This window comes from Alteromonas sp. H02 (assembly GCF_059682525.1).
Genome location: NZ_CM185021.1, coordinates 2052317 through 2075421, shown reverse-complemented (window position 1 = coordinate 2075421; position 23105 = coordinate 2052317). Strand labels below are relative to the sequence as shown.

Annotated in this window: 18 protein-coding genes and 2 pseudogenes; 10 read left to right on the top strand and 10 right to left on the bottom strand. The window is 50.0% G+C overall.

The genetic code is table 11. The features are described from left to right. Window positions 1–21 precede the first annotated feature (21 nt). The 6 genes and pseudogenes from tnpA to seqA all read right to left on the bottom strand — a co-directional run bounded on the left by tnpA (window position 22) and on the right by seqA (window position 8855). Window positions 22–446: pseudogene (gene tnpA, locus AC566Q_RS09505) on the bottom strand (IS200/IS605 family transposase). A 368-nt stretch (window positions 447–814) separates the two neighbouring features. Next, window positions 815–1852 (bottom strand): IS110 family RNA-guided transposase, encoded by a 1038-nt coding sequence (locus AC566Q_RS09500; protein WP_105933382.1) that lies wholly within the window; start codon window positions 1850–1852, stop codon window positions 815–817. A gap of 110 nt (window positions 1853–1962) precedes the next feature. After that, window positions 1963–3351 (bottom strand): group II intron reverse transcriptase/maturase, encoded by a 1389-nt coding sequence (gene ltrA / locus AC566Q_RS09495; RefSeq protein WP_499616099.1) that lies wholly within the window; start codon window positions 3349–3351, stop codon window positions 1963–1965. A 513-nt stretch (window positions 3352–3864) separates the two neighbouring features. Next, on the bottom strand, window positions 3865–6345 hold the full coding sequence (locus tag AC566Q_RS09490) for a glycogen/starch/alpha-glucan phosphorylase (RefSeq protein ID WP_499616097.1): 2481 nt from the start codon (window positions 6343–6345) through the stop codon (window positions 3865–3867). A gap of 191 nt (window positions 6346–6536) precedes the next feature. Beyond that, window positions 6537–8189 (bottom strand): phosphoglucomutase (alpha-D-glucose-1,6-bisphosphate-dependent), encoded by a 1653-nt coding sequence (gene pgm, locus AC566Q_RS09485; protein WP_499616094.1) that lies wholly within the window; start codon window positions 8187–8189, stop codon window positions 6537–6539. Between the two features lie 39 nt (window positions 8190–8228). Then, a complete protein-coding gene (gene seqA / locus AC566Q_RS09480; RefSeq protein WP_499616091.1) occupies window positions 8229–8855 on the bottom strand; it encodes a replication initiation negative regulator SeqA in 627 nt (208 codons plus the stop codon). Window positions 8856–9060: 205 nt separating this feature from the next. On the opposite strand from seqA, the gene AC566Q_RS09475 reads away from it, so the two are divergent. The 3 genes from AC566Q_RS09475 to AC566Q_RS09465 are packed head-to-tail and all read left to right on the top strand — an operon-like array spanning window position 9061 to window position 13017. Continuing rightward, window positions 9061–10020 carry an AAA family ATPase gene (locus AC566Q_RS09475; protein WP_276309512.1) on the top strand — a complete coding sequence of 320 codons (960 nt, stop codon included), beginning with the start codon at window positions 9061–9063 and terminating at the stop codon, window positions 10018–10020. After that, window positions 10020–11009, top strand: coding sequence for a DUF58 domain-containing protein (locus AC566Q_RS09470; protein ID WP_499616088.1), 990 nt, complete (start codon window positions 10020–10022; stop codon window positions 11007–11009). The genes AC566Q_RS09475 and AC566Q_RS09470 overlap by 1 nt, the downstream gene beginning before the upstream one ends. Next, window positions 10996–13017, top strand: coding sequence for a transglutaminase TgpA family protein (locus AC566Q_RS09465; protein ID WP_499616085.1), 2022 nt, complete (start codon window positions 10996–10998; stop codon window positions 13015–13017). The genes AC566Q_RS09470 and AC566Q_RS09465 overlap by 14 nt, the downstream gene beginning before the upstream one ends. Here the strand turns inward: AC566Q_RS09465 and AC566Q_RS09460 are convergent. From AC566Q_RS09460 to AC566Q_RS09450, 3 genes are read right to left on the bottom strand one after another with little or no spacing between them, the layout of a single operon-like run. Continuing rightward, complete coding sequence (locus AC566Q_RS09460) at window positions 13004–13612, bottom strand: GNAT family N-acetyltransferase (RefSeq protein WP_499616082.1); 609 nt, start codon at window positions 13610–13612, stop codon at window positions 13004–13006. The two genes, AC566Q_RS09465 and AC566Q_RS09460, sit on opposite strands and share 14 nt — an antisense overlap. 30 nt (window positions 13613–13642) lie before the next feature. Then, on the bottom strand, window positions 13643–14104 hold the full coding sequence (locus AC566Q_RS09455; RefSeq protein ID WP_499616079.1) for a hypothetical protein: 462 nt from the start codon (window positions 14102–14104) through the stop codon (window positions 13643–13645). A gap of 40 nt (window positions 14105–14144) precedes the next feature. Further along, window positions 14145–15773, bottom strand: a complete 1629-nt coding sequence (locus AC566Q_RS09450; protein WP_499616077.1) for an ATP-binding cassette domain-containing protein — start codon at window positions 15771–15773, stop codon at window positions 14145–14147. Window positions 15774–16166: 393 nt separating this feature from the next. Here AC566Q_RS09450 and AC566Q_RS09445 point away from each other — a divergent pair, with 393 nt between their 5' ends. The 7 genes and pseudogenes from AC566Q_RS09445 to AC566Q_RS09415 all read left to right on the top strand — a co-directional run bounded on the left by AC566Q_RS09445 (window position 16167) and on the right by AC566Q_RS09415 (window position 21654). Continuing rightward, a complete protein-coding gene (locus tag AC566Q_RS09445) occupies window positions 16167–16835 on the top strand; it encodes a DUF2975 domain-containing protein (protein ID WP_105934651.1) in 669 nt (222 codons plus the stop codon). Between the two features lie 2 nt (window positions 16836–16837). After that, on the top strand, window positions 16838–17050 hold the full coding sequence (locus AC566Q_RS09440) for a helix-turn-helix domain-containing protein (protein ID WP_105934650.1): 213 nt from the start codon (window positions 16838–16840) through the stop codon (window positions 17048–17050). Between the two features lie 134 nt (window positions 17051–17184). Beyond that, the gene (locus AC566Q_RS09435; RefSeq protein WP_146129548.1) at window positions 17185–17967 is read left to right on the top strand and encodes a PD40 domain-containing protein; all 783 of its coding nucleotides are present in this window, start codon (window positions 17185–17187) and stop codon (window positions 17965–17967) included. Between the two features lie 22 nt (window positions 17968–17989). Then, window positions 17990–18970 carry an IS5 family transposase gene (locus AC566Q_RS09430; RefSeq protein ID WP_230237739.1) on the top strand — a complete coding sequence of 327 codons (981 nt, stop codon included), beginning with the start codon at window positions 17990–17992 and terminating at the stop codon, window positions 18968–18970. Between the two features lie 122 nt (window positions 18971–19092). Next, window positions 19093–19503, top strand: coding sequence for a hypothetical protein (locus AC566Q_RS09425; RefSeq protein ID WP_499616070.1), 411 nt, complete (start codon window positions 19093–19095; stop codon window positions 19501–19503). Between the two features lie 45 nt (window positions 19504–19548). After that, a pseudogene (locus tag AC566Q_RS09420) lies at window positions 19549–20322 on the top strand (S41 family peptidase); the annotation flags it as partial. Continuing rightward, window positions 20314–21654 carry a S41 family peptidase gene (locus AC566Q_RS09415; protein ID WP_499617434.1) on the top strand — a complete coding sequence of 447 codons (1341 nt, stop codon included), beginning with the start codon at window positions 20314–20316 and terminating at the stop codon, window positions 21652–21654. The pseudogene AC566Q_RS09420 and the gene AC566Q_RS09415, both read left to right, overlap by 9 nt. Window positions 21655–21697: 43 nt before the next feature. Here the strand turns inward: AC566Q_RS09415 and AC566Q_RS09410 are convergent, their stop codons facing one another. Next, window positions 21698–23101: a TolC family protein gene (locus tag AC566Q_RS09410; protein ID WP_499616067.1), complete on the bottom strand. Its 1404-nt coding sequence runs from the start codon at window positions 23099–23101 to the stop codon at window positions 21698–21700. Between the last annotated feature and the right edge of the window lie 4 nt (window positions 23102–23105).

Genomic DNA, 23105 nt, shown 5'->3' with positions numbered 1-23105 from the left:
AACCCCCTAAAAGGGGGCCTTCTATTCAAGGGCTAGCTGAGCTTGCTCTTGTCTTTCAACCTTCTCTTGGTGACGAACATACCGTCTTATGATCTCTTCGTTTATGCCAACTGAGTCAACGAAGTAGCCTCTTTGCCAAAAGTGGTTGCCCCACATCTTATTCTTTCTCAAATGCGGATATTTGCTAAATAGCTTCAATGCTATTTTTCCTTTTAAAGCTCCCATTAAATTCGATATGGATAACTTTGGAGGAATTTTTACTACCAGATGGACATGGTCAATCTGTACATTCAACTCCACTACTATGCAGCCGAGTTGCTGGCAATACACCTGTAAACATCTTTTCCTAATTTATTCTTCAAAAACCTAAACCGATACTTCGGCGTCCAAACTATGTGATATTGACATCGCCAGAACACATGCGATGCTTGCTCGTATCTACTCATGTTAATTTCCTTTTTGACTTCGCTAAAAATCAAAGGGAGATTTAACATGGGTAGGTATACGGGCAAAGCCCTACCATGCATGATAACCACCTACTGAAGTAGGTGGTTTAGGGCTGATCGAGTAGGAGGGAGTTTTACAACTCCCGTCCTCTTATATGGACTCCCTGAAGTAATCAACATCTTTTGAAAAATTAGTAGTAGATGCGCTCTTATATACGGGCTTTAAATGGAGAGCTACTCCTGCCCTTCGATGTATACGCACCAACAGTTCAATTCTCACACACAGTGTTTAGTCACTTGAGAGGACTGGCTGAATTCTGCTGGTTGGTCTTACCATTTATTTTCGCAATTTGTTGATTTACTAACTCTTAGGCTGCTAACAGTATCGGATTGTAATCGTCATTATTCTTTATTAGAGCAACAGCGGTTCTCACCGTTTTATTTGCTAACGCGATGGCAGCAACCTTCTTTCCCCTTCGGTCAACTAACGCCTTCAGCCACTGCTCTTTCACAGTCTTAGGCTCTCTGGATACTGCTTTATTCACTACCGACATTGCTCCCTGATAGAGCAAACTTCGCAATCTTTTATCTGCACAGTTTTTAGAAATATGTCCCAATCGCTCTTTACCGCCGGTCGAATGCTGCTTCGGTGTCAAACCTATGCATGCTGATGCATCCCGGCCTGTATTGAACTCTGTCGCATTTCCCAATCGAACGGTTAACCCCAAAGCAATCAAAGGGCCTACGCCTTCGAGTTTACTTAATTTCTGGCAAACAGGATTATGCCGCGTGTGTTCTGCTATGAGCCTGTCATAACTTTCTATTTGAGTCGTATAGAGTTGTAACATTTGTGACTGCGCAGCCAAAGCCTGACGATAATTCATCGGCAAGCCGTTTTCTGCATCTTCTAAAATGTCAGGCAGCGCAGTGACTAAATGATTTAACCCCTTTGCTATCACAATCCCGAATTCCGTCAACAGTCCTCGTATCTGGTTTGCCAACGCCGTCCTTTGCTCCAACTGCAGCATTCGCACCCGCTCCAGGGCCTGAAGACCCTGTTCATCTTCCTCCATGATGCCACAAGAGTTTATATGAGGTAATTGAGCCGCAATACCGATAGCGTAGGCGTCATTTTTATCTGTTTTTTGCTTTAATTGCAGCCCTTTTACTGCGCGAGGCTGAATGATTTTTACTTGATGACCATGCCGCCTCGCTAAACGCGCCCAGTAATTCGAGCCACCACAGGCTTCCATTGCCACTAACGCTGACACATGGTTTCCCAGAAGTGCTATCAATGCTTTACGACTCATTGCTTTGTTATAATCAATTTTTCCGTCACTGTTGAACTTGCAAACCTGAAAGGAATGCTTTGCAAGGTCAATTGCAATAATTGTATTCTTAATCATGTATGGACCCCTTTGGCTAATTTGACAATTAAGACCGTACCCCTTTCAGGGAAGGGAGTCCATACATCTCACACCACCGGGCATACGGTTCCGTACCACGGCGGTTCATATTAACACTGGAACTGTCGGTGACAATCCAGCAGCGATACCAACCCCATCTTGTCGAACCATCCTTTCCTAAAGGCTTGATTCATGTGGCTGGCCCCCGCATTCCACCATGCGCCTCGTTGGTTGGTCGCTGAGCACCATGCCCGATTCTCGTCAAGCCCTGCTTTCATTAAGTTTCTGGCGCGGGTGTATACGCGTTTCCACTGCCGCCATAACAGGCAGCGGAGTTTTCGTCGTATCCAACCGTCCAGTTCCTCCAGCACGCCTTTGACTTTTGTCAGGCGGAAGTAGCTTATCCAACCCCGAAGCACGGGTGTCATTACGTGTATTGTCTCACTGATAGAGCGAGAGTAATGCCCTGTCGTCATTTCGCGGATTTTATCCTTGAAGCGATTTACACTTTGCACGGCGATTTTCACCCGGCTCTCTTTGTGCCGGGTAAAGCTATAGCCTAGGAACTTGCGTTCCCACGGCCGGGCTACCGCGCTTTTGTCGGCATTGACTTGCTGCTTCAGTTCGTTAGACAGGAAGTCGGTGATATCGGCCAGTAAGCTCTCGCCTGCTTTCTGACTGCTCACGTAAATATTGCAGTCATCAGCATAGCGGCAGAAGCTATGACCTCGTTGCTCTAATTCCTTGTCTAAGCTATCCAGCAGGATGTTTGATAGCAATGGTGACAGTGGGCCGCCTTGCGGCATGCCTCTGTCCCGCGTTACCCGCTGGCCATTGGCCATCATTTCCACTTCAAGGAAGCGGCGGATGAGTTTCAACAGCCGTTTATCTTCTATCAGGTGCGCCAGTTTCGACATTAAGATGTCATGGTCTACCCGGTCGAAGAACTTCTCCAAATCCATGTCTACAACCCATCGCTTTCCGCTACGTATGTATTGCTGTGCTTGTTGCACGGCTTGCCATGCATTGCGGTTTGGTCTGAATCCGTAGCTGGACTGAGAGAAGTGCGGTTCCACCAACGGACTTAGCCGTTGTGCTATCGCTTGCTGGATGAGTCTGTCTACCACCGTTGGCACGCCTAACGTCCTGACGTCGCCATTCGGTTTCGGGATGTCCACTTTACGGATGGCCCGCGGTAGATAGCTGCCCTCTGTCAGTGATACCTTCACACCTTGCCAGTGCTGTTTCAGCCACGGTTTTAAATCCAGCGTGCTCAGGTTATCTACACCCGCTGCGCCTTTATTCTCCACCACCCGCTGATAGGCCAACATCATATTGGCTCGGTCTGTCACTGCTTCCATCGTCACCGATGGTTCCGCTTTCGTTCGCCCACTGACCGCCGTGTCAATTTCAGCACCCGTGGCGTATCCCGACGGGTACCGCCCGTCATCGCACTCACTGGCCGCAGTATTCTGCGCTTGTGCATCATTAATCGACATCGAGTAACAGTGTCCTAATCACGGTTAAGTATGTTCAGCCCTTCACGCTATCGGTTTACTAGCACTACTACGGCCTCGGCTGACTTCTGGTATTCCGTCCTGACACCTCTCGATGTCAGTAGCACACTGTTAAAAAAAAATCAGAGGCAGAACACCAGACCTCCCGGGGTAATTCGCGCGACCTTCCTGCTTATGCCTGTCGGCTTTACGTTGCTGCATTCCGTGCAAGTATTGGGCTTTAGTGATAATCGCCACCTCACCCTGCAACAACGCCTAAACCGCTTCCTGTTCGTCAGGCCAGCATTTTGCCTTCGGCTTCCTTCAGATTTCACCTCGCGATGAACACCCTTGCCGTTCGGCTAGCACTTCCCCTTGCCGGGTGTGCAGAGGACTTTCACCTCCAAGTCATCGACTCACCACCACAATGAATCGAACAGTGCTTTCGCACTACGCGCCATGCCCGGCGCACAAAATAAAAAAAGCCCCGTAACGGGGCTTTAGTAAAACCAGCAGTTAGCCTTTTCGTACCGGACAGGCATTTAGCTTCCAGATGCGTTCAACGTAATCTCTGATTGAACGGTCGGAAGTAAATTTACCCATTTTGGCAGTGTTAATGATGGCCATTTTCGCCCAGCGCTCCTTGTCGCGGTAGGCTTTATCCACTTCTTCCTGCGCTTTGGAATAAGCTTCATAGTCGGCCAGTACCAGGTATTGGTCGCCATGATCCAGCAGGCTTTGCTTAATTGACGCCAGCGCACCAGGTTTACCTGGCGTGAAGTAATCGGTTTCCAGCCAGTCCAGCACTGCTTTTATTTCCGGGTTTTTGTAGTAGTAATCGTACGGCTTGTAGCCAGACGCTTTAAGCTCGTTGACTTCATCTACGGTTAAACCAAAAATAAAGATATTGTCATCGCCCACTTCCTCGGCAATTTCAATATTAGCACCATCCAGGGTCCCGATGGTTACTGCACCATTTAATGCCAGTTTCATGTTACCGGTACCCGAAGCTTCCTTACCAGCGGTACTGATTTGCTCTGACACATCGGCCGCAGGGATCATCTTCTCGGCCAGCGACACACGATAGTTAGGCAAAAACGCCACTTTGAGTTTTTGATTCACCCGTGCATCGTTATTGATCTTATCGGCCACTTTGTTGATGGCATAGATAATATCTTTCGCCAGTTTATAGCCTGGTGCCGCTTTGGCGCCAAAGATAAACACCCGGGGATGCATATCGTAATCCGGGTTTTCCAGCAGTCGGCGATACAGCGCCATGATATGCAGTAACGCCAGGTGCTGACGCTTGTATTCGTGCAGACGCTTAATTTGCACGTCAAAGATGGCGTTAGTGTCTACATCAAAACCCAGCGATTCTTTAATTTCGGCGGCCAGCAGCTGTTTATTCTGCTGCTTCACCTGCATAAATTGCTTCTGGAAGGTTTTGTTACCGGCGTATTTTTCCAGCCCTTCAAGCTTTTTAAGTTCCAGCGGCCAGTCGGCGCCGACTTTTTTATCGATAAGTTTAGACAGTGCCGGGTTACAGGCTTTTAACCAACGACGCGGCGTAATACCGTTGGTGACGTTAGTCAGCTTGCCTGGCCACAATGCATCAAACTCCGGGAACAGGTTTTGTTTAACCAAACGCGAATGCAGTTCAGCCACGCCGTTAACAGCAAACGAGCCAATAACAGACAGATGCCCCATGCGGACCATTTTCTCGTTGCCTTCTTCAATAATTGATAAGCGGGCTTTTACGGCATTATCACCTGGCCATTTCTTATCAACCTCTTTCATGAAGCGGTGGTTAATTTCGTAAATAATTTCCAGGTGACGCGGCAGGATCTTCTCCAACATTCGTGCCGGCCATTTTTCCAGCGCCTCTGGGAGCAAGGTATGGTTAGTATAAGCAAAAACCTTGGTACAAATACCCCAGGCTTTATCCCAGTCGAGCTCGGCGCGATCGACTAAAATACGCATCAGCTCCGGAATAGCGATAGCCGGGTGGGTGTCGTTTAACTGGATAACCACCTGATCAATAAAGCGACTCCAGTCATCACCGTGGGCGCGCTTATAACGGCGAATAATGTCTTTCAGTGAACAGGCACAAAAGAAATACTGCTGGATCAGACGCAGCTCTTTACCCGCTTCAGTTTCATCATTCGGGTACAACACTTTTGAGATGGTTTCGGCCTGCACGTTTTCGACCTGTGCATCGACATAACCACCAGCGTTAAAGACATCCCAGTTAAAGTAACCTGATGATTTACTTTGCCACAAACGCAAGACGTTAACGGTTTTGCCGCCGTAGCCTACTACCGGAATATCCCATGGGATACCTTTCACTATGTGGCCCGGGTGCCACTCTTTCTGGATACGGCCGTTTTCACCGTACTTTGTTTCTACGTAACCGTATAACGAGACTTCCTGAATCGACTCAGGACGGCAAATTTCCCAAGGGTTGCCATAATCACGCCAGCTATCGGGACGCTCAATTTGCGCGCCACCCTGAATCTCCTGGCGGAATAAGCCGTGTTCGTAATGAATACCATAACCAATGGCTGGCAATTCCATGGTGGCTAATGAGTCGATAAAACAAGCAGCCAGTCGGCCCAGGCCGCCATTACCCAGCGCCATGTCCGGCTCTTCTTCCAAGACATCGCTCAGGCTAACCCCCAGTTCATTGAGTGCATCATTCGCGACCTCAAACAAACCAAAGTTTTGCAGGTTATTGGACAGTAAGCGGCCCATCAAAAACTCGGCCGAAAAATAATGTACCGCACGGGTATCATTCAGATAATGGGTTTTCTGGGTTTTGCGGATCCCTTCCAGCACTTGCTCCTGTATGGCTGAGCAGGTTGCCTTCCACCATGCATGGTTATTGGCTTTGTTCTCATCTGTACCTAAAGTACAGTGCAGGTGCTTAACAACCGCAGCTTTAAATTCGCTTTTGTTGATGGTCACATTGCGTTCAACGTTGGGTTTCTTGGCGCTCATGTGTGGTTCTCACTATAGATGTCTGGTTAACAGTAAAATGTAATTTAATTACAACTCTATAGTTCAAATATAACAGCAAAGGAACAGCTTGTTTGTAAAATATTTGTTAAAAATAGAAAAATCCAGCATGAATTTTAATCAACACGCTGGATTTTAACATTTATTTTACAACAATTAATGAGATGAAGTAGCTATTTGATAATTTTTGCTACTAATTGCTCGGCTTCTTTAATGAGCTCCTGTAAGTGAGTTTCACCATTAAAGCTTTCCGCATAAATTTTGTAGATTTGTTCGGTACCAGACGGACGCGCAGCAAACCAGCCATTTTCGGTCGACACTTTAACCCCGCCGATGGCGGCATTGTTACCAGGCGCATGAGTCTGCACGTTGGTTATCGGCTCGCCGGCCAGCGATTCGCTGGTAACTACGCTGGCGTCCATGGCCGAGAGTTTGGCTTTCTCTTCCAGACTGGCCGCCACATCCACACGCTGATAACAGGGTGAACCAAATTTCTCGGTCAGTGCCTGATAATGCTCGCCGGGATCCTTACCGGTAACGGCCAGAATTTCCGCCGCCAGCAAACACATGATAAAGCCGTCTTTGTCGGTGGCCCAGGTCTGTCCGTCACGTTGCAGATAAATACCACCGGCACTTTCTTCGCCGGCAAACCCGAGCGTGCCATCCGACAGTCCTTCAACAAACCATTTAAAGCCCACTGGCATTTCTGCCAGTTCGCGACCCATATCGCCCACTACACGATCGATCATGGAACTGGAGACCAGTGTTTTACCTACTTTCAGGCTGGCATCCCACTGCGGTCGATGCTGGTACAGATAATTAATGGCAACCGCGAGATAATGATTGGGATTCATCAGACCGCTGCTGGGGCAAACAATACCGTGGCGGTCAAAGTCCGGGTCGTTGCCCCAGGCTAAATCAAACTTATCTTTAAGCTCTATCAGTCCGGCCATGGCATAGGCCGAAGAACAGTCCATCCGTAACTTACCGTCTTTATCACGGCGCATAAAACCAAACTGCGGGTCAACCTGCGGATTCACCACGGTAATATCCAGGCCATAATGTTCTGCCAGATATTGCCAGTACCCCACACCGGCGCCACCGAGCGGATCGGTGCCCAGCTTTAAACCGGCTTTAGCAATGGCCTGCATATCTACCACTTCTGCCAGGTCTTCAATATACGGCACCATAAAATCCTGCTCCGATACGAAGTCAGAGGACATAGCCGCTTTTAAATCGATACGTTTAACGTCTTTATTGCCATTGACAATCAGGCTGTTTGCCCGTTCCTGAATGATCTTAGTAACATCACTGTCGGCCGGGCCACCGTGCGGCGGATTATACTTGAAGCCACCGTCAGACGGCGGGTTATGTGAAGGCGTGATAACAATGCCATCAGCCAGGCCTTCACTGCGGCCGCGGTTGTAACGAATAATGGTGCGGGAAATAACCGGCGTTGGCGTGTACCCTTTAGAATCGTTATCATCGCGTTGAATCACTACCGATACGTTGTTAGCACTGAGCACTTCAATTGCCGTAATCATGGCCGGCTCTGAGAGCGCGTGGGTATCCTTACCAATAAACACCGGGCCGCTAATTTGCTGGTGCTCACGATATTCCGCCAGCGCCTGGCAGATGGCAGCGATATGCATATCGTTAAAGGTTGTTTGTGCCGCTGTACCACGGTGGCCTGAGGTGCCGAAGCTAACCGCCTGAGCAGGGTCGGTGGCATCCGGTTGATAACTAAAATACTGGCTAACCAGTTGGGCCACATTAATAAGCTGCTCTGGAGCAGCCGCCTTACCAGCTTCCGGGTGTAACGCCATGAAAATATCCTTTTGTAAGTCGTGAAATCACATCATTGTTTACGAATCAAAGGTTTCGCTAACGGTTTCCACTACCTTATCGTCATATCCTAAAATCTGCAAAACCTGGCTCAGCATGGCCAGTTTTTTTGCCGTATTGTTGTTTGTTACTACCCAAAAACCGCTTTGAGGAATGGCTTTGGGATTAGTACTACTACCAGATTTAAGCAGTTCTTCTTTGCTGCTGGCAAAGTACTTACGGTTTTTGCCCACAATCGATTCAACTTTGGCAAAATCGCCCGGGTGCTGCAGGTAAATCTGTTGCAGAATAAACAGAAACTGATCAACCCGTTTGTCGAACTGGCTCAGGGCATCTTTATTAACGCACTGCAGTAAGTCATCGCCCGATAATGCCGGCGCAGAGGCTGTTGTTACTGGCGCAGGCGCTGGCGTTGCCTCCGGAGTGGTTTTAACCGGCGTTGCAGCTACCGGCTCCGGAGTGGTTTCTGCCTGAGCGGGTGCAGCGGATGTCGCAGGAATTGGAGCGCCGCTGGTTACTACGGTAGTAACGATTCCGGGCTCGTCGATCAGTAACCGACGTAAAATTTCACAAGCACTCTCACCAATATGTTTTGTCTGGCTGGCGATAAACGCATACAGCTCATCATCTATTTCTATTGTTTTCATACATACTACTTCCGTTTTTTGGCGGTCATTATAGTCAACCCGGCTGAGGATCGCAGCACTTTATACAGACAACTTCAACCGATCGCCAACCGACTGCCTAAAATCTCTGTCAGGGGCGCCACTCTCTCCTATACTTAAGTATCAGGACAATCACCTAAGTTGCTGTTTATATTTGCTAGAGTAATCCTGCTAATGGAATTGACGTATAAAAACGAAAGCGCTAAAACCGGACATTATCATGCATACAGATCTCTCACCGGCGCTGGCTTATCTCGATAGCCAGGTCCTTGGTAAGCAACATCAGATTAAGCTCGCGGTGACCTGCCTGCTGGCAGACGGACATTTACTGATAGAAGATTTACCCGGCATGGGAAAAACCACCCTCTCCCATGCTTTAGCAACGGTGTTTGGTTTGCACTTTTCCCGCATCCAGTTTACCTCCGACCTGCTTCCCGCTGATATGTTAGGGGTCAATATTTACAATACCCGGCAGGGCGAATTTGAATTTCATCAGGGCCCGGTATTTAGTCAGGTAGTGCTGGCGGATGAAATTAACCGGGCCAGCCCGAAAACGCAGAGTGCACTGCTTGAGGCCATGGAAGAAAATCAGGTCAGCATAGACGGCAGTACGCATTCACTGCCCTCGCCGTTTTTTGTTATCGCCACGCAAAACCCCAGCTATCAGGCCGGTACCTATCCGCTGCCAGAGTCTCAGCTTGACCGCTTTTTAATGCGTATCAGCCTGGGCTATCCCGACGGCGAAGCTGAAAAGCGCATGTTGCGAGAATCAGCAGGTGTCAGCAGTCATCACCAAAAGCCTGCCAGTCAGGTATTAAGTGCCGAACAATTACAGGCTATTCAAAAGCAGGTCAGCGATATTCATGTGAGCGATCCGATCCTGGATTACCTGCTACGGCTGGTCAATCAAAGCCGTGATAACAGCGAGTTTCCCTACCCGCTCTCGCCGCGGGCCAGTAAAGCGCTGATGCGCGCCGCGCAGGCCTGGGCATTACTTCATCAGCGGGATTTTGTATTGCCTGAAGATTTACAGGCAATCTTTACCGCCGTTGCTGAGCACCGCCTGCGTGGCAGTCAGACCGACTACCGTGAAGATGGCCTGCTCAGCCAGCGTATTCTTGACCTTACTGATCCGCTCGCTGCCTGATGGTCTCGCGAATTAAACGTTCAGTTTACAATCTGCAAAACCGTTGGTTGCAGCGGCGAATACCGCCGAGCCCACGCTATCAGCTAAACCTGAAAAACGTGTTTATTTTCCCCAGCCGATTTGGCTTTGGCTACCTGCTCACCTGTGTGGGGCTGTTTATTTTAGGTACCAACTATCAGAACAACCTGATGTTGTTATTGTGCCAGTTTCTGCTGGCTATCTTCTTGCTGCATCTATTTGTCAGCTACCGTAACTTTACCGCCGTATCGCTATCGTTGAAGGATATCCAGCCGGTCTACGTTTCAGAGCACGCCCTGTTGAGTTTGCAACTGCACGTCAATAGTGAGGACATGCCCTTTTACGGGGGGTTACATATTCAGCTGCGGGGCACTTCTCTGGCCTTGCTGAATCGCCGCGCGGACCAGGACCGCGAAGTTAAATTACTGCTGCCCGCTGCGCAACGCGGTATTTTTCGTTTACCCAGAATCACTCTGTCATCTACCTACCCTCTTGGCCTGTTTCGCTGCTGGACGCACCTTGATTTTAATAAGTCGCTGGCCATCTACCCCAAGCCCATCGCCTCGGCGTTAAAACTGACGTCCACCGACGCCAGTCAGGGCGATACAGCTGGAAACGTGGCCGGTATTGACGAATTTGACACGCTACGCACCTTTAAGCCCGGTGATCCAATGAACAGAGTGGCCTGGAAACAAGCTGCCAAAGGCGGCGAACTGAGCACAAAAATCTTTAACCAGGCGCAACAGGAGGGCGGCTGGCTGAGCCTCGATACTTACGCCGGTGAACCTCTTGAGAAAGCCCTGGGCCTGCTTACCTATCAGGTTAACCGGTTATCTTCTCAGCAACATGTTTTCGGCCTGAGCATTGGCAATAAACGCATAGAGCCCGCCACCGGCGAGGCTCATAAACATCGTTGCCTTAAATCACTGGCCCGTTACCGGCAATCCGAGCAAGACTATGCAGCCGATTGATAAACCCATTCGCAACCAAACCGCCAGTGCACTTATCGCTCTGGTGTTTTGCGTATTGAGCCTGAGTCTGTTTGCCCCCCTGTTATTCTGGGTGTTACTAATTTCCCTGTGCGCTACCGGCATTCGCCTCGTGATGTACTTTGGCTGGTATCAGCCCATGCCCTCGCTGCGTACCATTAATCTACTGGGGTTGTTATGCTGCCTGTGTCTGGGCTGGTTCAGCCTGCAGATTGGCCTGTTGCTCACCATGGTTAATTTACTGATCCTGGCAGGCGCCTTAAAGCTCATTATACTCAACCGGCCACGGGATTTGTTTCACCTGTTTTGCACCTGCCTGTTTGTTATTGGCATGGGTTTTACTTTCCATCAATCTGTCGTCATGACGTTATTTTATGGCCTGTTAACCTTGTCGTTGTTAGTTGCCATTGGTCGCTACTTTTCACCTTCACAGCATTTACCTTGGCATATCAAACGGCTGTCAGTGATGAGTATGCAGGCTCTGCCCATCGCTATCCTGTTGTTCCTGATATTACCTAAGCTGCCCCCCTTATGGAAAATGCCGGTATCGAAAAGTACCGAAACCGGCTTAACCGATACGGTAAGCCCAGGCGATATTGCCAACCTGACTCAGTCCGGCAAACTGGCCTTCAGAGCCACGTTTGATGGCGCTCTGCCGCCACCGGCTGAACGTTACTGGCGGGCCCTGACCCTTGAGTATTTTGATGGCAAACAGTGGTCTGTCAGTCCGCTGCGCAAACAGGTGCGCAAGCAATATCGCTTACTTAATAACGAGTTTAAGCCCCGGGTGAGTGGCAGTTGGTGGGAGTATGAGGTAATTACCGAGCCCACTAACAAGCACTGGTTATTCAGCATAGATGTGGCCATACCCGACGACCTGAACAGTTCACAAGCCATCTGGCAAAGCAGTGACTATTCCTTGCTCAGCGAAACACCGATTACGTCGCGGCGAGCTTATCGGGTGCGTTCTTATCCCACCACGCCGATGGACCAGACACTCTACAGCATCGACAGCCGGCTTAACCTGCAGTTACCGAATAATACAGCGGTTAATCCGCTAACCCAGGCCTGGGCCGAACAAATCGCCACCGACAACGCTACCCAGGTTGGACGGGTGCAGGCAGTGCTGGATTATTTTGTCGACCAGGGCTTCCGTTATACCCTTACACCGCCCCCTATGCCGGATCATCCCATTGATGATTTTCTGTTCATCCATCAGGAAGGGTTTTGTGCTCATTATGCCAGTGCCATGAGCTATGTACTGCGGTTACTGGGCATTCCGGCCAGAATGGTAGCCGGGTATCATGGCGGCGAATCGTTACAACCAGACGTGCTTAGCGTTTATCAGTATGATGCTCATGCCTGGGTAGAGGCATGGCTGGACGGCCGCGGCTGGGTCCGGTTTGATCCCAGCGGTATTGTCGCTCCGGCCCGACTGGAGCTGGGATTACAGCAAGCCGTGGAAGAAGAGTCCTTCCTGGCCAATAACCAGATGGCCAGACTGCAACAGCTGCCGCTGTTTGCCGAGCTACGCAATCTTTACAGTTTACTGGATTACCAGTGGAGCCGCTGGGTGCTGGGGTTCGACGCCGAACGTCAGCAGAACCTGTTGGCACTGTTGTTGGGCAAGGTGACCACTCAGCGGATTATGTTTCTGATGCTGGGAATATGCCTGGTGATCGGGTTGTTGCTGGCACTTTACTTTATCCCGCACTGGCAGCGTAAACGCCCACCAGCCAATCTTCGCTGGTTTTTACAGGCCAGCCAAAAGGCTGAGCAGATTACCGGTATTGAGCGTCATAATGACGGTCCGGAGCACTTTGCCGAACGCGCTGCGCAGCGGCTATCTCCCCAATCGGCCAGTCAGTTTAAGGCAATCTGTGAGGCTTTTATCGCTCTCAATTACGCACGCGATGGTGAGGTCAGCGCCCAGAGCAATGCTTTTATTACGCAGTGCAAAACGTTTATACGCCAGGCTAAAGCTCTTTAACACCGTGCTGGCTTAACAGGTAATTAAGGTGGGCACGCACTTCCGGCCATTCGCCCTGGCGCAGGCTGTACATCACGGTATCGCGGATGGTGCCGTCGCGGCGCATATGATGGCCGCGGATCACACCGTCTTTTTTCGCGCCTAAACGCTCTATGGCCCGCTGACTGGCATAATTATAATTATCGGTGCGCCACCCGACTACGTGGCAGTTGAGTACATCGAAAGCGTGTGACAGCATCAGCAACTTGCAGGTGGTATTCACATGGGTTCGCTGGGCGCTTTTGGCATACCAGGTATAGCCAATTTCAAGACGTTTAACCGCAGGCAGAATATCGTGGTAACTGGTTGTCCCCAGCACATTTCCTGTTGTCTGCTCGATCACCGCAAAGGCAAAGCGCTCACCGGCCTCGCGGGCGCGCAGTGCTGCGTTAATATAATCCGCCGTGGCCTCGGGCTCGGGTACTGAAGTCACCCGCAGCTGCCATAATTCGCCATCGGCGGCAGCAGCCTTTAAACCTGCCTCATGAGCGGCTTCCAGTGGTATCATCGTCACGCCGTTAGCGCTAAGGGTTACAGATTTAACAAAGGTCGTCATGCCATACTCTCAACGATTGATAATAACCGCTTAACTGCCCTGCTCGCTGAGCGGTTGATTAACTCTCATACTGCCATGTTCATCATAGTCAGGATACAGACTAATGGTGTCAACTTTGCCAGCAACCACCCACAGTGACACATCCTTGTCGGCCAGCAGGTAGTCCTGGCCAAATTCATCGAAATCATCATCTAATTCCAACTCAGGAAACATTAAGCGAATTTCCAGAATCGATTTACCAATAACACATTTACCTTCCAGCTCAGCTTCGGTGGATGACACCGAAATCGTCCCGAGCACAAAATTGTCGCTGGATGAAAAACTCAGCTCAGTACCGTTGGCGTATTGCCATACCACATCCCGTTCTTCCAGGCTGTCGCAAAGTGGATGGAAATGGTAGATGTCTTCTGGTTGCCCCCAGGCCTCGCGTACCTGGGTCATGGTCATGCCAAAATATAACCGGTCTATTCCGGCTTGAGGATAAACTTTCACTGCTGCTCATGACTCATAAAAGCGTAGTCCCTATGTAAATTTACCGCCCTTGTACAGTAACGTCTGACAAAATACCAGCACCAAATGCTGCCTGACTCTCGCCACTGTTTAGGTGATAAGCACTTTTAACCCCGGCCTCAATAGCAAATGCGCTATCGTGACTAATTAAAATAAAACCGCCCTGATATCGGTCTAGCGCTGCTGCCAACAGGATTTTTGCATTCAAATCCAGGTGATTGTCGGGCTCATCGAGTAACAAAAATGGCTGCTGCGGCTGATGACTGACGATTAACATAGCCAGTTTCATTTTCTCTCCGCCACTTAAGCTTTCGGCCGGGTTAAAAACACTGTCGCGGCGAAAGCCGATACCAGCCAGTAAAGTGCGCGCGTCAGACTCGCTTAACGCCGGGCACTGCTTTAAAAGGTTATCCAGTAAACTGAGCGTAGGCACCACCGAACTAAAGTGCTGATCGAGATAACACAGCGGAGTATTAACATGCAGCTCTCCAGCTTGCAGCGATAGCTGGCCCGTCAGCGTTTTTAGTAAAGTGGATTTACCACTACCATTACCGCCTTGCAGGTGCAGTTTATCTCCCTCTCCAACCTGCAAATTAACTGGCCGTGAGCTACCAAATGCCAGCACGCCGTTGAGCAGGGTGATAGCTTTTTTATTGCCCGCATTAACTAATGATAAATGAATAGCCTGCTTTTGTGTTTTGCATTGTACTGATTGCAACTGGCTCGCTCGTTGCTGTAACTGTTTTTGCCTGCCTTCGATATTCTTATTGCGACTAGCAGCACTGGCCGTCGCGCGGTCCTTTTGTTTATCCAGTAAACATTTAGCCTGACTGCCCCGCAATTTTTGCCCCTGGGCAGCGCGTTGCGCGGCCTTCTCAAGGCTTCGCTGGGCTTGTTGCTGAACTTGCTTTTGCTGCTTGTGCAGTGTTTCAATCTGACGGTTTAATGCCTGCTCATGAGATTGCTTTTGCGCGGCATACTGAGCGTAATTACCGCCATACACTGTTATCCCGTTTTGATTAAGCTCCCAGATTTCTGCCATTCCCTGCAATAATTCACGGTCGTGACTTATTAGCAGTACCGCTGCCGCAGTGGATTGAACTTGCGCTTGTAACCAGCGCCGGGCACGGCGATCCAGATGATTAGATGGCTCATCCAGAATTAACAAGTTGTGTTCGCCCTTAAAAAGTTGCCATAGGCGTAGTATCGCCAGTTGACCACCACTGAGTGTTGCGCATCGGGTTTGCGGATCATCAGGCAGGCCCAGCGTTGCCAGTTGACTGGCAAGCTGGGCAGGCAAATCCCACTGCTCACCCACCGACTCAAACAAATGGTCAGTGCATTCACCTTTGGTAATTCGCGAAAGCGCATCAAGTACAGGTGCCACGCCAAGAACTTCGGCGATAGTCGCCTCACTCGCCAGCAAGTGCGAAGGTTGCTGGCAGAATACGCCGGTATCGGCATTGCAAACTACGGTGCCACCGGTAGGCACCCGCTTACCCGTTAAAATTGTTGCCAATAGCGATTTACCGGCACCATTACGGCCCACCAGCCCCACACGGCGGCAAGACATTGATACCGAAACAGAATGAAAAAGCGTGTCGCCCGCAGGCAGTTGATAACTAAGATTGTGTGCTTGAAGTATAGGCATTAACGCCTCCCGTTAAGCGGGCTTCAGCTTAGCAGCACATTGCAAATTTAAGAGGCAGCATCGCGCCGGTAAAACGCCATACTATTACGATAGTGAGCTACGCCGACTAACCCTGTAGATCCAAAAAAATAACGATAAAAATGGACGACAGGCTTAGTTGTTCATGATGGCGGTAACTCCGAATAATGTAGTGTGCAGAATTTAACCAACAACCCTATTCATTGCAAGCGCTAACAACATTTTGTTACAGATTCGGCGCTTATATAAGCAGCTGAACAGTAAAGAAAAACAACGAACAACGATAAATGTTTATTGTTTTTCGATAAATAATTATTGTAAAAGAAGAAGCGAGTGCTAAAGTAATAGTCAGCATAACTAAGCAAGGAATTGACCATGACCAGTCAGGAATCATCAGATATTATGAATACCAGCAGCCAGTTACCGGCCCCGAAATACACCCCGGCGCTCAAGACGTGGTTCGACTTTCTTTATTATTTAAGTGGACTCGCAATGCTGGTAGGAGCTGGTTTTATCCTCGTTGTCGGATTAAATATTCCCGGGGAAATCAGCGAGCGCCACACCGATATCGAATACTGGTTTAACGCCACGGTGATTGCCAATGATGTCACCGCAGCGGCGAGTGAAATTATGCAGGTCGATGGCAAACTTAAACTCAATAATACCAGCGGCCGGGCAGCCTTTTTTATTGCTAATACAGATTCCATACTCATCAGCGGTATATTCAGTTTGCTGGCATTTTATAACCTGCGTAAATTGTTCGCTAACCTGGCTACTCAGCGTATTTTCGATTTGGAAAATGTCGCTTATGTAAAAAAGCTAGGCTTGCTTATCCTGGTTTATAGCCTTGTCTCGCCTTTTCTTACCTACCTGTGCGGCATGGCGATACTGGCGGAAATCGGTGAGTTTCATAAACAACTTCAACTTTCTCCCTATGTTTCAATACCTATCGAGGGCATTCTGATTAGCGGGGCATTGCTGGTACTGGCCCAGATACTCGAGTACGCTTTTCAGATGAAACAAGAACAATCACTGACCATATAATTATGTCTAAAGCCATTAAAATAAATCTGGATATGGTCATGCTGCAGCGCAAGATGTCACTCACCGAGTTATCTGAACGCGTTGGTATCACCATGGCTAACCTGTCTACCCTGAAAACCGGCAAAGCCAAAGCTATTCGTTTCTCCACTCTACTGGCGCTGTGTGAGGCACTGGATTGCAAGCCGGGCGACCTTATTCAACTGGAAGAAGATTAGCATTAGCCCTGCTCCTGCCAGCAAACCGGGATTTACAGCCATCGGTCGGCCCCGGTTTGACTTTACTCACTTTCTCTCGTTTACTGCCATGAGCACGACCTACTATAAAAAACGACGACAAAGTGAATAACACCATGAAAAAACGAACTATTGTCGGCATGAGCCTATTGCTCATGTCCTTCCATTCGATGGCCAAATCCGGCTACCACCGCGACCCGGACCTGCACGATAACCAGGTGGTATTTACCGCCGAAGGCGACCTCTGGTTACATGACATGGAAAGCGCAGCCACCCGCCGCCTGACCACTAATCTGGCGCAGGAACAACAAGCGGCCTTTTCGTCAGACGGAACACAAATCGCCTTTACCGCTAACTATGAAGGCGCAACCGAAGTGTATGTGATCCCCACCGAAGGCGGAGTAGCCAGGCGGGTAACCTTTGAAAACAGCTACGTGTATCTGCAGCAGTGGACCAGCGACGGTAAATTGTTATACAGCACCAATACCCGGGTAGGCCCCGCTAATAACTGGTCGTTAAAACAGGTGGATCCGGCTACCCTGAATACCGAGGAAGTACCGGTTGCCGATGCCATTGAAGGCGCCATTGACGAAGCTTCTGACACGCTTTATTTCACCCAGTTTGGCCTGCAGGTGTCACGCGACAACGCCCGTTATTATCGCGGTGGTGCCCAGGGCGAATTGTGGCGTTACAAGCTGGGTAGCCAAACCGAGGCGCTGCTGCTTACCGACGCCCACGACGCTTCGGCACGCGAACCCATGGTGACTGGCGACAAACTGTATTTTGTGAGTAATCAAAACGGTAACGACAACCTGTGGGTAATGTCGGCCTCCGGTAAAAACGCCAAAGCGCTAAGGAAGATGCGAATAAGTCCCCGATGTGAGATCATAGCTGCATAGTAAATCACAGCCATTACCGCCCATGAGCCAACAGTTAACTTTTGCCGATAGTGAGTTTTCCAGCAAGCGCCGCCAGACTCGTAAAGAGATATTCTTATCCAGAATGGATAAACTGCTGCCGTGGCCTCAACTGCTGGAAGTGATTGAACCCTTTTATCCTAAAGCTGGCAATGGTAGACGTCCGTACGCGCTTGAGACCATGTTTCGCATTCATTGTATGCAGCAATGGTATAGCCTCGGTGATGAAGCCATGGAAGATGCGTTATATGAAATTGCCTCGATGCGTCAGTTTGTGCAACTGTCATTGGATAAAGCCATTCCAGACCGCACTACCATTATGAACTTTCGGCACTTGCTGGAAAAGCACAAGCTGACTCGCAAATTATTCAAAACGGTCAACCAATGGCTGTCTGACTGCGGTGTGATGATGACGCAGGGTACACTGGTGGATGCGACGATTATTGAAGCACCCAGCTCCACTAAAAACAAAAAGAATGAACGAGACCCTGATATGCATCAGACCAAGAAAGGCAATGAATGGCACTTCGGTATGAAAGCCCATATTGGTGTGGATGCCAAGAGTGGCCTCACCCATACGCTGGTGACCACCGCCGCAAACGAGCATGACCTGAACCAGTTGAAGAACCTGTTGCATGGCGAAGAAGAATTCGTTTCCGGCGATGCCGGTTATCAGGGCGCTTCGATGCGGGAAGAGTTGCAAGATACGAATGTGGAATGGCTGATTGCTGAACGCCCCGGAAAAGTCCGGGCACTGAAAAAGCATCCTCGCAAAAACAAAACGGCCATTAACATCGAATACTTAAAAGCCAGCATCAGAGCAAAAGTGGAGCATCCGTTTCGGATCATCAAATGTCAGTTTGGCTTTATCAAAGCACGTTATAAAGGGCTGATGAAAAATGACTCACAGTTAGCCATGTTATTCACCTTAGCGAACCTGTTTAAAGTAGACCAGATGTTAAGGCGACAGCCAAGATCTATCTGAAATCCGGGAATAACCCGGAATAAGGCCGAAATCAGGCCTAAAACGGCAGTATATTTGCCGAAATTGAAATTTTAGCGTTCAAAAATTAGACGGTAAGTGCAAAGGCTGGTTCAAGAACTAAATTGCAGGACTTATTCGCAGTTTCCCTAACCGATTTTCAGGACTTTCCCATTAAACGGGCCAGCCTCGATAACGGCCGGATTATCTTTCAGCATGGCGCAGACCTTAAAATTTACGACATTGCCAAACGCCGCACCCGCACGCTGGACATTGCCCTGAGTGGCGACTTCCCTCAGTTACGGGAGAACTGGCTGACTAAACCCACCCAATACCTGACTTCACTGGATTTTAATGCCGACCACAAACAGGTCATCATTACCGCCCGCGGCCGTCTGGCCATAGCCAGCACCGACGGCAAACGCCTGGTAGAAATTGACACCCCCCCCGCTTCGCGCTCCCGTAAAGCCATTTTAAGCCATGACGGTAAATGGGTGTACGCGATTAATGATGCCAGTGGCGAAATGGAAATCTGACAGTTTGCTGCCGATGGTTCATCCAAGCGCAAACAGCTCACCAGCGGCGCCGCCATTAGCCGCTGGCAACTGGTGTTATCGCCAAACGGTGAAAAGCTCGCTTACGACGACTTCAACGGCGATCTGTGGATCCTCGATATCAACACCGGCGATACCCAAAAGCTCTATTCAGGCCAGACCGAAATGAGCCCTTACGCCGATATCGTGTTTAGTGCCGACAGTGAATTACTGGCGATTACCACCAGTAAACTCGGCGACGAACGCCAGCGCATTTATGTGCACAACTTTGCCGAAAACCGCGGCCAGGTGCTGACCAGCGACAAGTACAACTCATACTCTCCGGCCTTTAGTCAGGACCAGCAATGGCTGTACTTCCTGTCGGACCGGGAATTTACCCCCACCACTAGTTCGCCCTGGGGCGACCGCAATATGGGGACTACTTTTGACCGCCGCACTCAGATTTTCGCCTATGCACTGAAAGCCGAGGCGACTTTCCCCTTCCAAAAGCCTACCGAACTGAACACACAATCCGAACCGGAAGAAAATGACGACAGCGAGGAAGCCGAGAATGCGCCAGAGGCACCGCTTATTGACTGGGAGCAGTTAAGCGAGAGACTCTGGCAGGTACCGGTGAGTCCCGGCAACTATAGCGACCTGGCAGCCAACGCCAAATACCTGTATGTCAGGGATCGGGTGACGGAGCCCGGCAGCAAACCGGTGCTTAAAGCAATTGAACAAACACCGCATCATAAAACCAGCACCTTTACGGCAGGCCTGAGCGGCTACAAGCTTAGTACTGATGGCAAAAGTATGCTGGTGTTAAAACAAAGCAGCAATAACGATCAGATTTATATTGTGAGCGCTGGCAGCAGTTTTCCTTCAGACACCACCGATCAAAAAGCCGATGTGTCGGCCTGGAAGTTACGCATCGATCCACAGCAGGAATGGCAACAACTGTTTCATGACGCCTGGCTGATGCACCGTGACTATTTTTACGACAAGGCCATGCGTGGTGTTGACTGGGCGGCAATAAAACAAAAATACCAGCCATTGATCGCTCGCATTACCGACCGCGCTGAACTTAATGACGTGCTTGGCCAGATGACCGGTGAGCTTAATGTGTTGCACTCACAGGTATATGGCGGCGACACACCGCAGGAGCCTGATCGCCCCGCGCCGGCCAGTTTAGGCGCCAATTTGCTGCAAACCGATGAAGGCGTGCAAATTGCCAGCATATACCAGTACGACAACGAAGTGCCTGCCAAAGCCTCACCGTTGTTAAAACCGAGCACTGACGCCAAAGAAGGTGACATTATTACCAGTATTAATGCACGCCCGATTGGCTCGCTGGCTGAATTAAATCAGGCATTGCTTAATCAGGCTGGCCGTCAGGTACTGTTGGGTCTTAACCGTAATGGTGAAGCCTTACAAACTATTGTGTACCCGGTAAGCAATCGCACCGATGCACGCCTGCGTTACCAGGACTGGACAACCCGTAACCGCCAGAAAGTCGAACAGGCCGACCAGGATATTGGCTACCTGCATTTGTATGCCATGGGTAGCAACGATGTGTCGGATTTCGCTCGCGAGTTTTACGCCGCCTACAAGAAAGACGGCCTGATCATTGATGTACGCCGTAATCGCGGCGGTAATATCGATAGCTGGATTTTAGAGAAACTGCTACGTAAAGTGTGGATGTTCTGGACCAGTGACAACCGCGAGCCGAATACCAACATGCAACAGACTTTCCGTGGTCACCTGGTGGTACTGGCCGACCAATATACTTACTCTGACGGTGAAACCTTCACGGCAGGCGTGAAAGCCATGGATTTAGGCCCGGTGATCGGCAAACAAACCGCTGGTGCCGGCATCTGGTTGCGTGGCCGTAACCGCCTGGCCGATAACGGCATGGCGCGGGTAGCGGAGTTGCCGGTCTTTGCCGAAGATGGCCGCTGGATCACCGAAGGATTGGGGATTGCTCCGGACATTGAAGTAGACAACCTGCCTCATGCCACTTTTAGGGGTGAAGATGCGCAGCTAGATGCCGCGATTGAGTATCTGCAGCAGCGTATTGAGCAGCGTCCGGTAAAACCTTTAACGCCTCAGGCCTATCCTGGCGTTACTGAACCTGCGGGTGACATTGAGCCATAACGAAACCTGCGCTGCCCTATTAACAGGGCAGCGCTTTTCTTTCTTACGACGTAATCGCCGCTACTACTTTATGCAGGCTAAGCTCCGCAGACAGTAAATCCACCTGTGCCTCAATGGCTTTTAGTTTCGCTTTCAGCACTCCCGACTCCCGGGCATTTAGCTTAAACATATCGCTGTCACCGGCGTCGAACCGCTTACGTTCAAGCTGCGACAGAGTGACCGCCAGCTCAGCATTTTGCTGTTGCAGTGCTAATACTTCGTGGGCCTGCTGCCAGTAAGCATAAGCTTGTTCAAATTGCTGATTTAGCTGGTCCTGCGCCAACCTAACCTCATACTCCAGCACTTTAAGTTTTGAACGCATGGTCGCCTGTTCAGCTTTGGCTTTGCGGTTACCCAGCGTATACGAGAACGTCAGGCCAATTTTACCTTCGGTTTCGGCCAGTGATGTGGGGCCGCTGCCCATGTCCTTAGCCACCAGCGCCTTTACGTCGAGTTTGGGCAACAACTGGTTTTCTGCCAATCGAAACTTATTCTGCGTTACGCTCTGTTCGGTGCGCAGCACCGCCAACGCCGGATGTTGCATGATGGCATTACGCAACCGGGCCGCCTGCGCCGGGGTAATGTTAAACGGCCACTGAATATCTTCTGGCAACTCGGCATCGCTGGCAATCACCTGTGACTGTCCATCACTGTTACGCCAGTAAAAAGCCAGCGCCTGTGCCGAGGCACGTTGAGTTTGACGTAGTTGTGACAAGGCCAGCTTCTGCTCCAGAATACTGGCTTCAAACTCAGTGAGATCAACTTCGGCTAAGTCGCCGCGTTCCAAACGGGTAGACAGCCCTTCGCGCCGGTATTTCAGGGTACCAAGCAGCTCTTGTACCGCGGCAATTTTAAGGCTTACCTCATACCATTTTAAATACTGGCTGAGGCCCTTATACAAAAAGTCATTCATGCTCAGGGCTAATTCAGCCTGGTACTGCTCTATAGCTAACGCGGCGTTACTCACCCCTACCCGGCGCTTATCGATACTGCGGTTTTGCAGCAGCGACAGGGCGACACCAATACTGGCCTCACCGCCTGATAAGGTATTGTACTGCTCTTCGTAAACCGGAAAGTCGCCGGTGGCAACACGGTACTCACTGATGAGCTTAGCGTTCATGTCACCCAGTGGTTTTACAAAGCGCTGGGCCGCGGCAGAGCCGTCGTAATAACCGGCTACCCGGCCACTGACATCCTGCTCAATGCGGCCGTCGAATTCGCTCTGGGCACTATCGAGGCCGTAAACCAACTGGTTATTTTTCTCAGTCAGCACATTCACATACGGGTGCAACTGCTGCATGTTGTTGATAAGCGAGGGAACCGTGGGCAGCACCTGCTCAGCCTTGAGCGACGTCACCGTACCGCCGGTAAGCGTAAGGAGTGCGGCCGCTAAAATGCGTTTAGTCATTGCG

Coding starts and splice junctions, on each gene's coding strand:
- AC566Q_RS09500 (WP_105933382.1), bottom strand. CDS start 1,852: ATGATTAAGAATACAATTATTGCAATTGACCTTGCAAAGCATTCCTTT.
- ltrA (WP_499616099.1), bottom strand. CDS start 3,351: ATGTCGATTAATGATGCACAAGCGCAGAATACTGCGGCCAGTGAGTGC.
- AC566Q_RS09490 (WP_499616097.1), bottom strand. CDS start 6,345: ATGAGCGCCAAGAAACCCAACGTTGAACGCAATGTGACCATCAACAAA.
- pgm (WP_499616094.1), bottom strand. CDS start 8,189: ATGGCGTTACACCCGGAAGCTGGTAAGGCGGCTGCTCCAGAGCAGCTT.
- seqA (WP_499616091.1), bottom strand. CDS start 8,855: ATGAAAACAATAGAAATAGATGATGAGCTGTATGCGTTTATCGCCAGC.
- AC566Q_RS09470 (WP_499616088.1), top strand. CDS start 10,020: ATGGTCTCGCGAATTAAACGTTCAGTTTACAATCTGCAAAACCGTTGG.
- AC566Q_RS09465 (WP_499616085.1), top strand. CDS start 10,996: ATGCAGCCGATTGATAAACCCATTCGCAACCAAACCGCCAGTGCACTT.
- AC566Q_RS09460 (WP_499616082.1), bottom strand. CDS start 13,612: ATGACGACCTTTGTTAAATCTGTAACCCTTAGCGCTAACGGCGTGACG.
- AC566Q_RS09450 (WP_499616077.1), bottom strand. CDS start 15,773: ATGCCTATACTTCAAGCACACAATCTTAGTTATCAACTGCCTGCGGGC.
- AC566Q_RS09445 (WP_105934651.1), top strand. CDS start 16,167: ATGACCAGTCAGGAATCATCAGATATTATGAATACCAGCAGCCAGTTA.
- AC566Q_RS09440 (WP_105934650.1), top strand. CDS start 16,838: ATGTCTAAAGCCATTAAAATAAATCTGGATATGGTCATGCTGCAGCGC.
- AC566Q_RS09435 (WP_146129548.1), top strand. CDS start 17,185: ATGAAAAAACGAACTATTGTCGGCATGAGCCTATTGCTCATGTCCTTC.
- AC566Q_RS09430 (WP_230237739.1), top strand. CDS start 17,990: ATGAGCCAACAGTTAACTTTTGCCGATAGTGAGTTTTCCAGCAAGCGC.
- AC566Q_RS09415 (WP_499617434.1), top strand. CDS start 20,314: ATGCTGGTGTTAAAACAAAGCAGCAATAACGATCAGATTTATATTGTG.
- AC566Q_RS09410 (WP_499616067.1), bottom strand. CDS start 23,101: ATGACTAAACGCATTTTAGCGGCCGCACTCCTTACGCTTACCGGCGGT.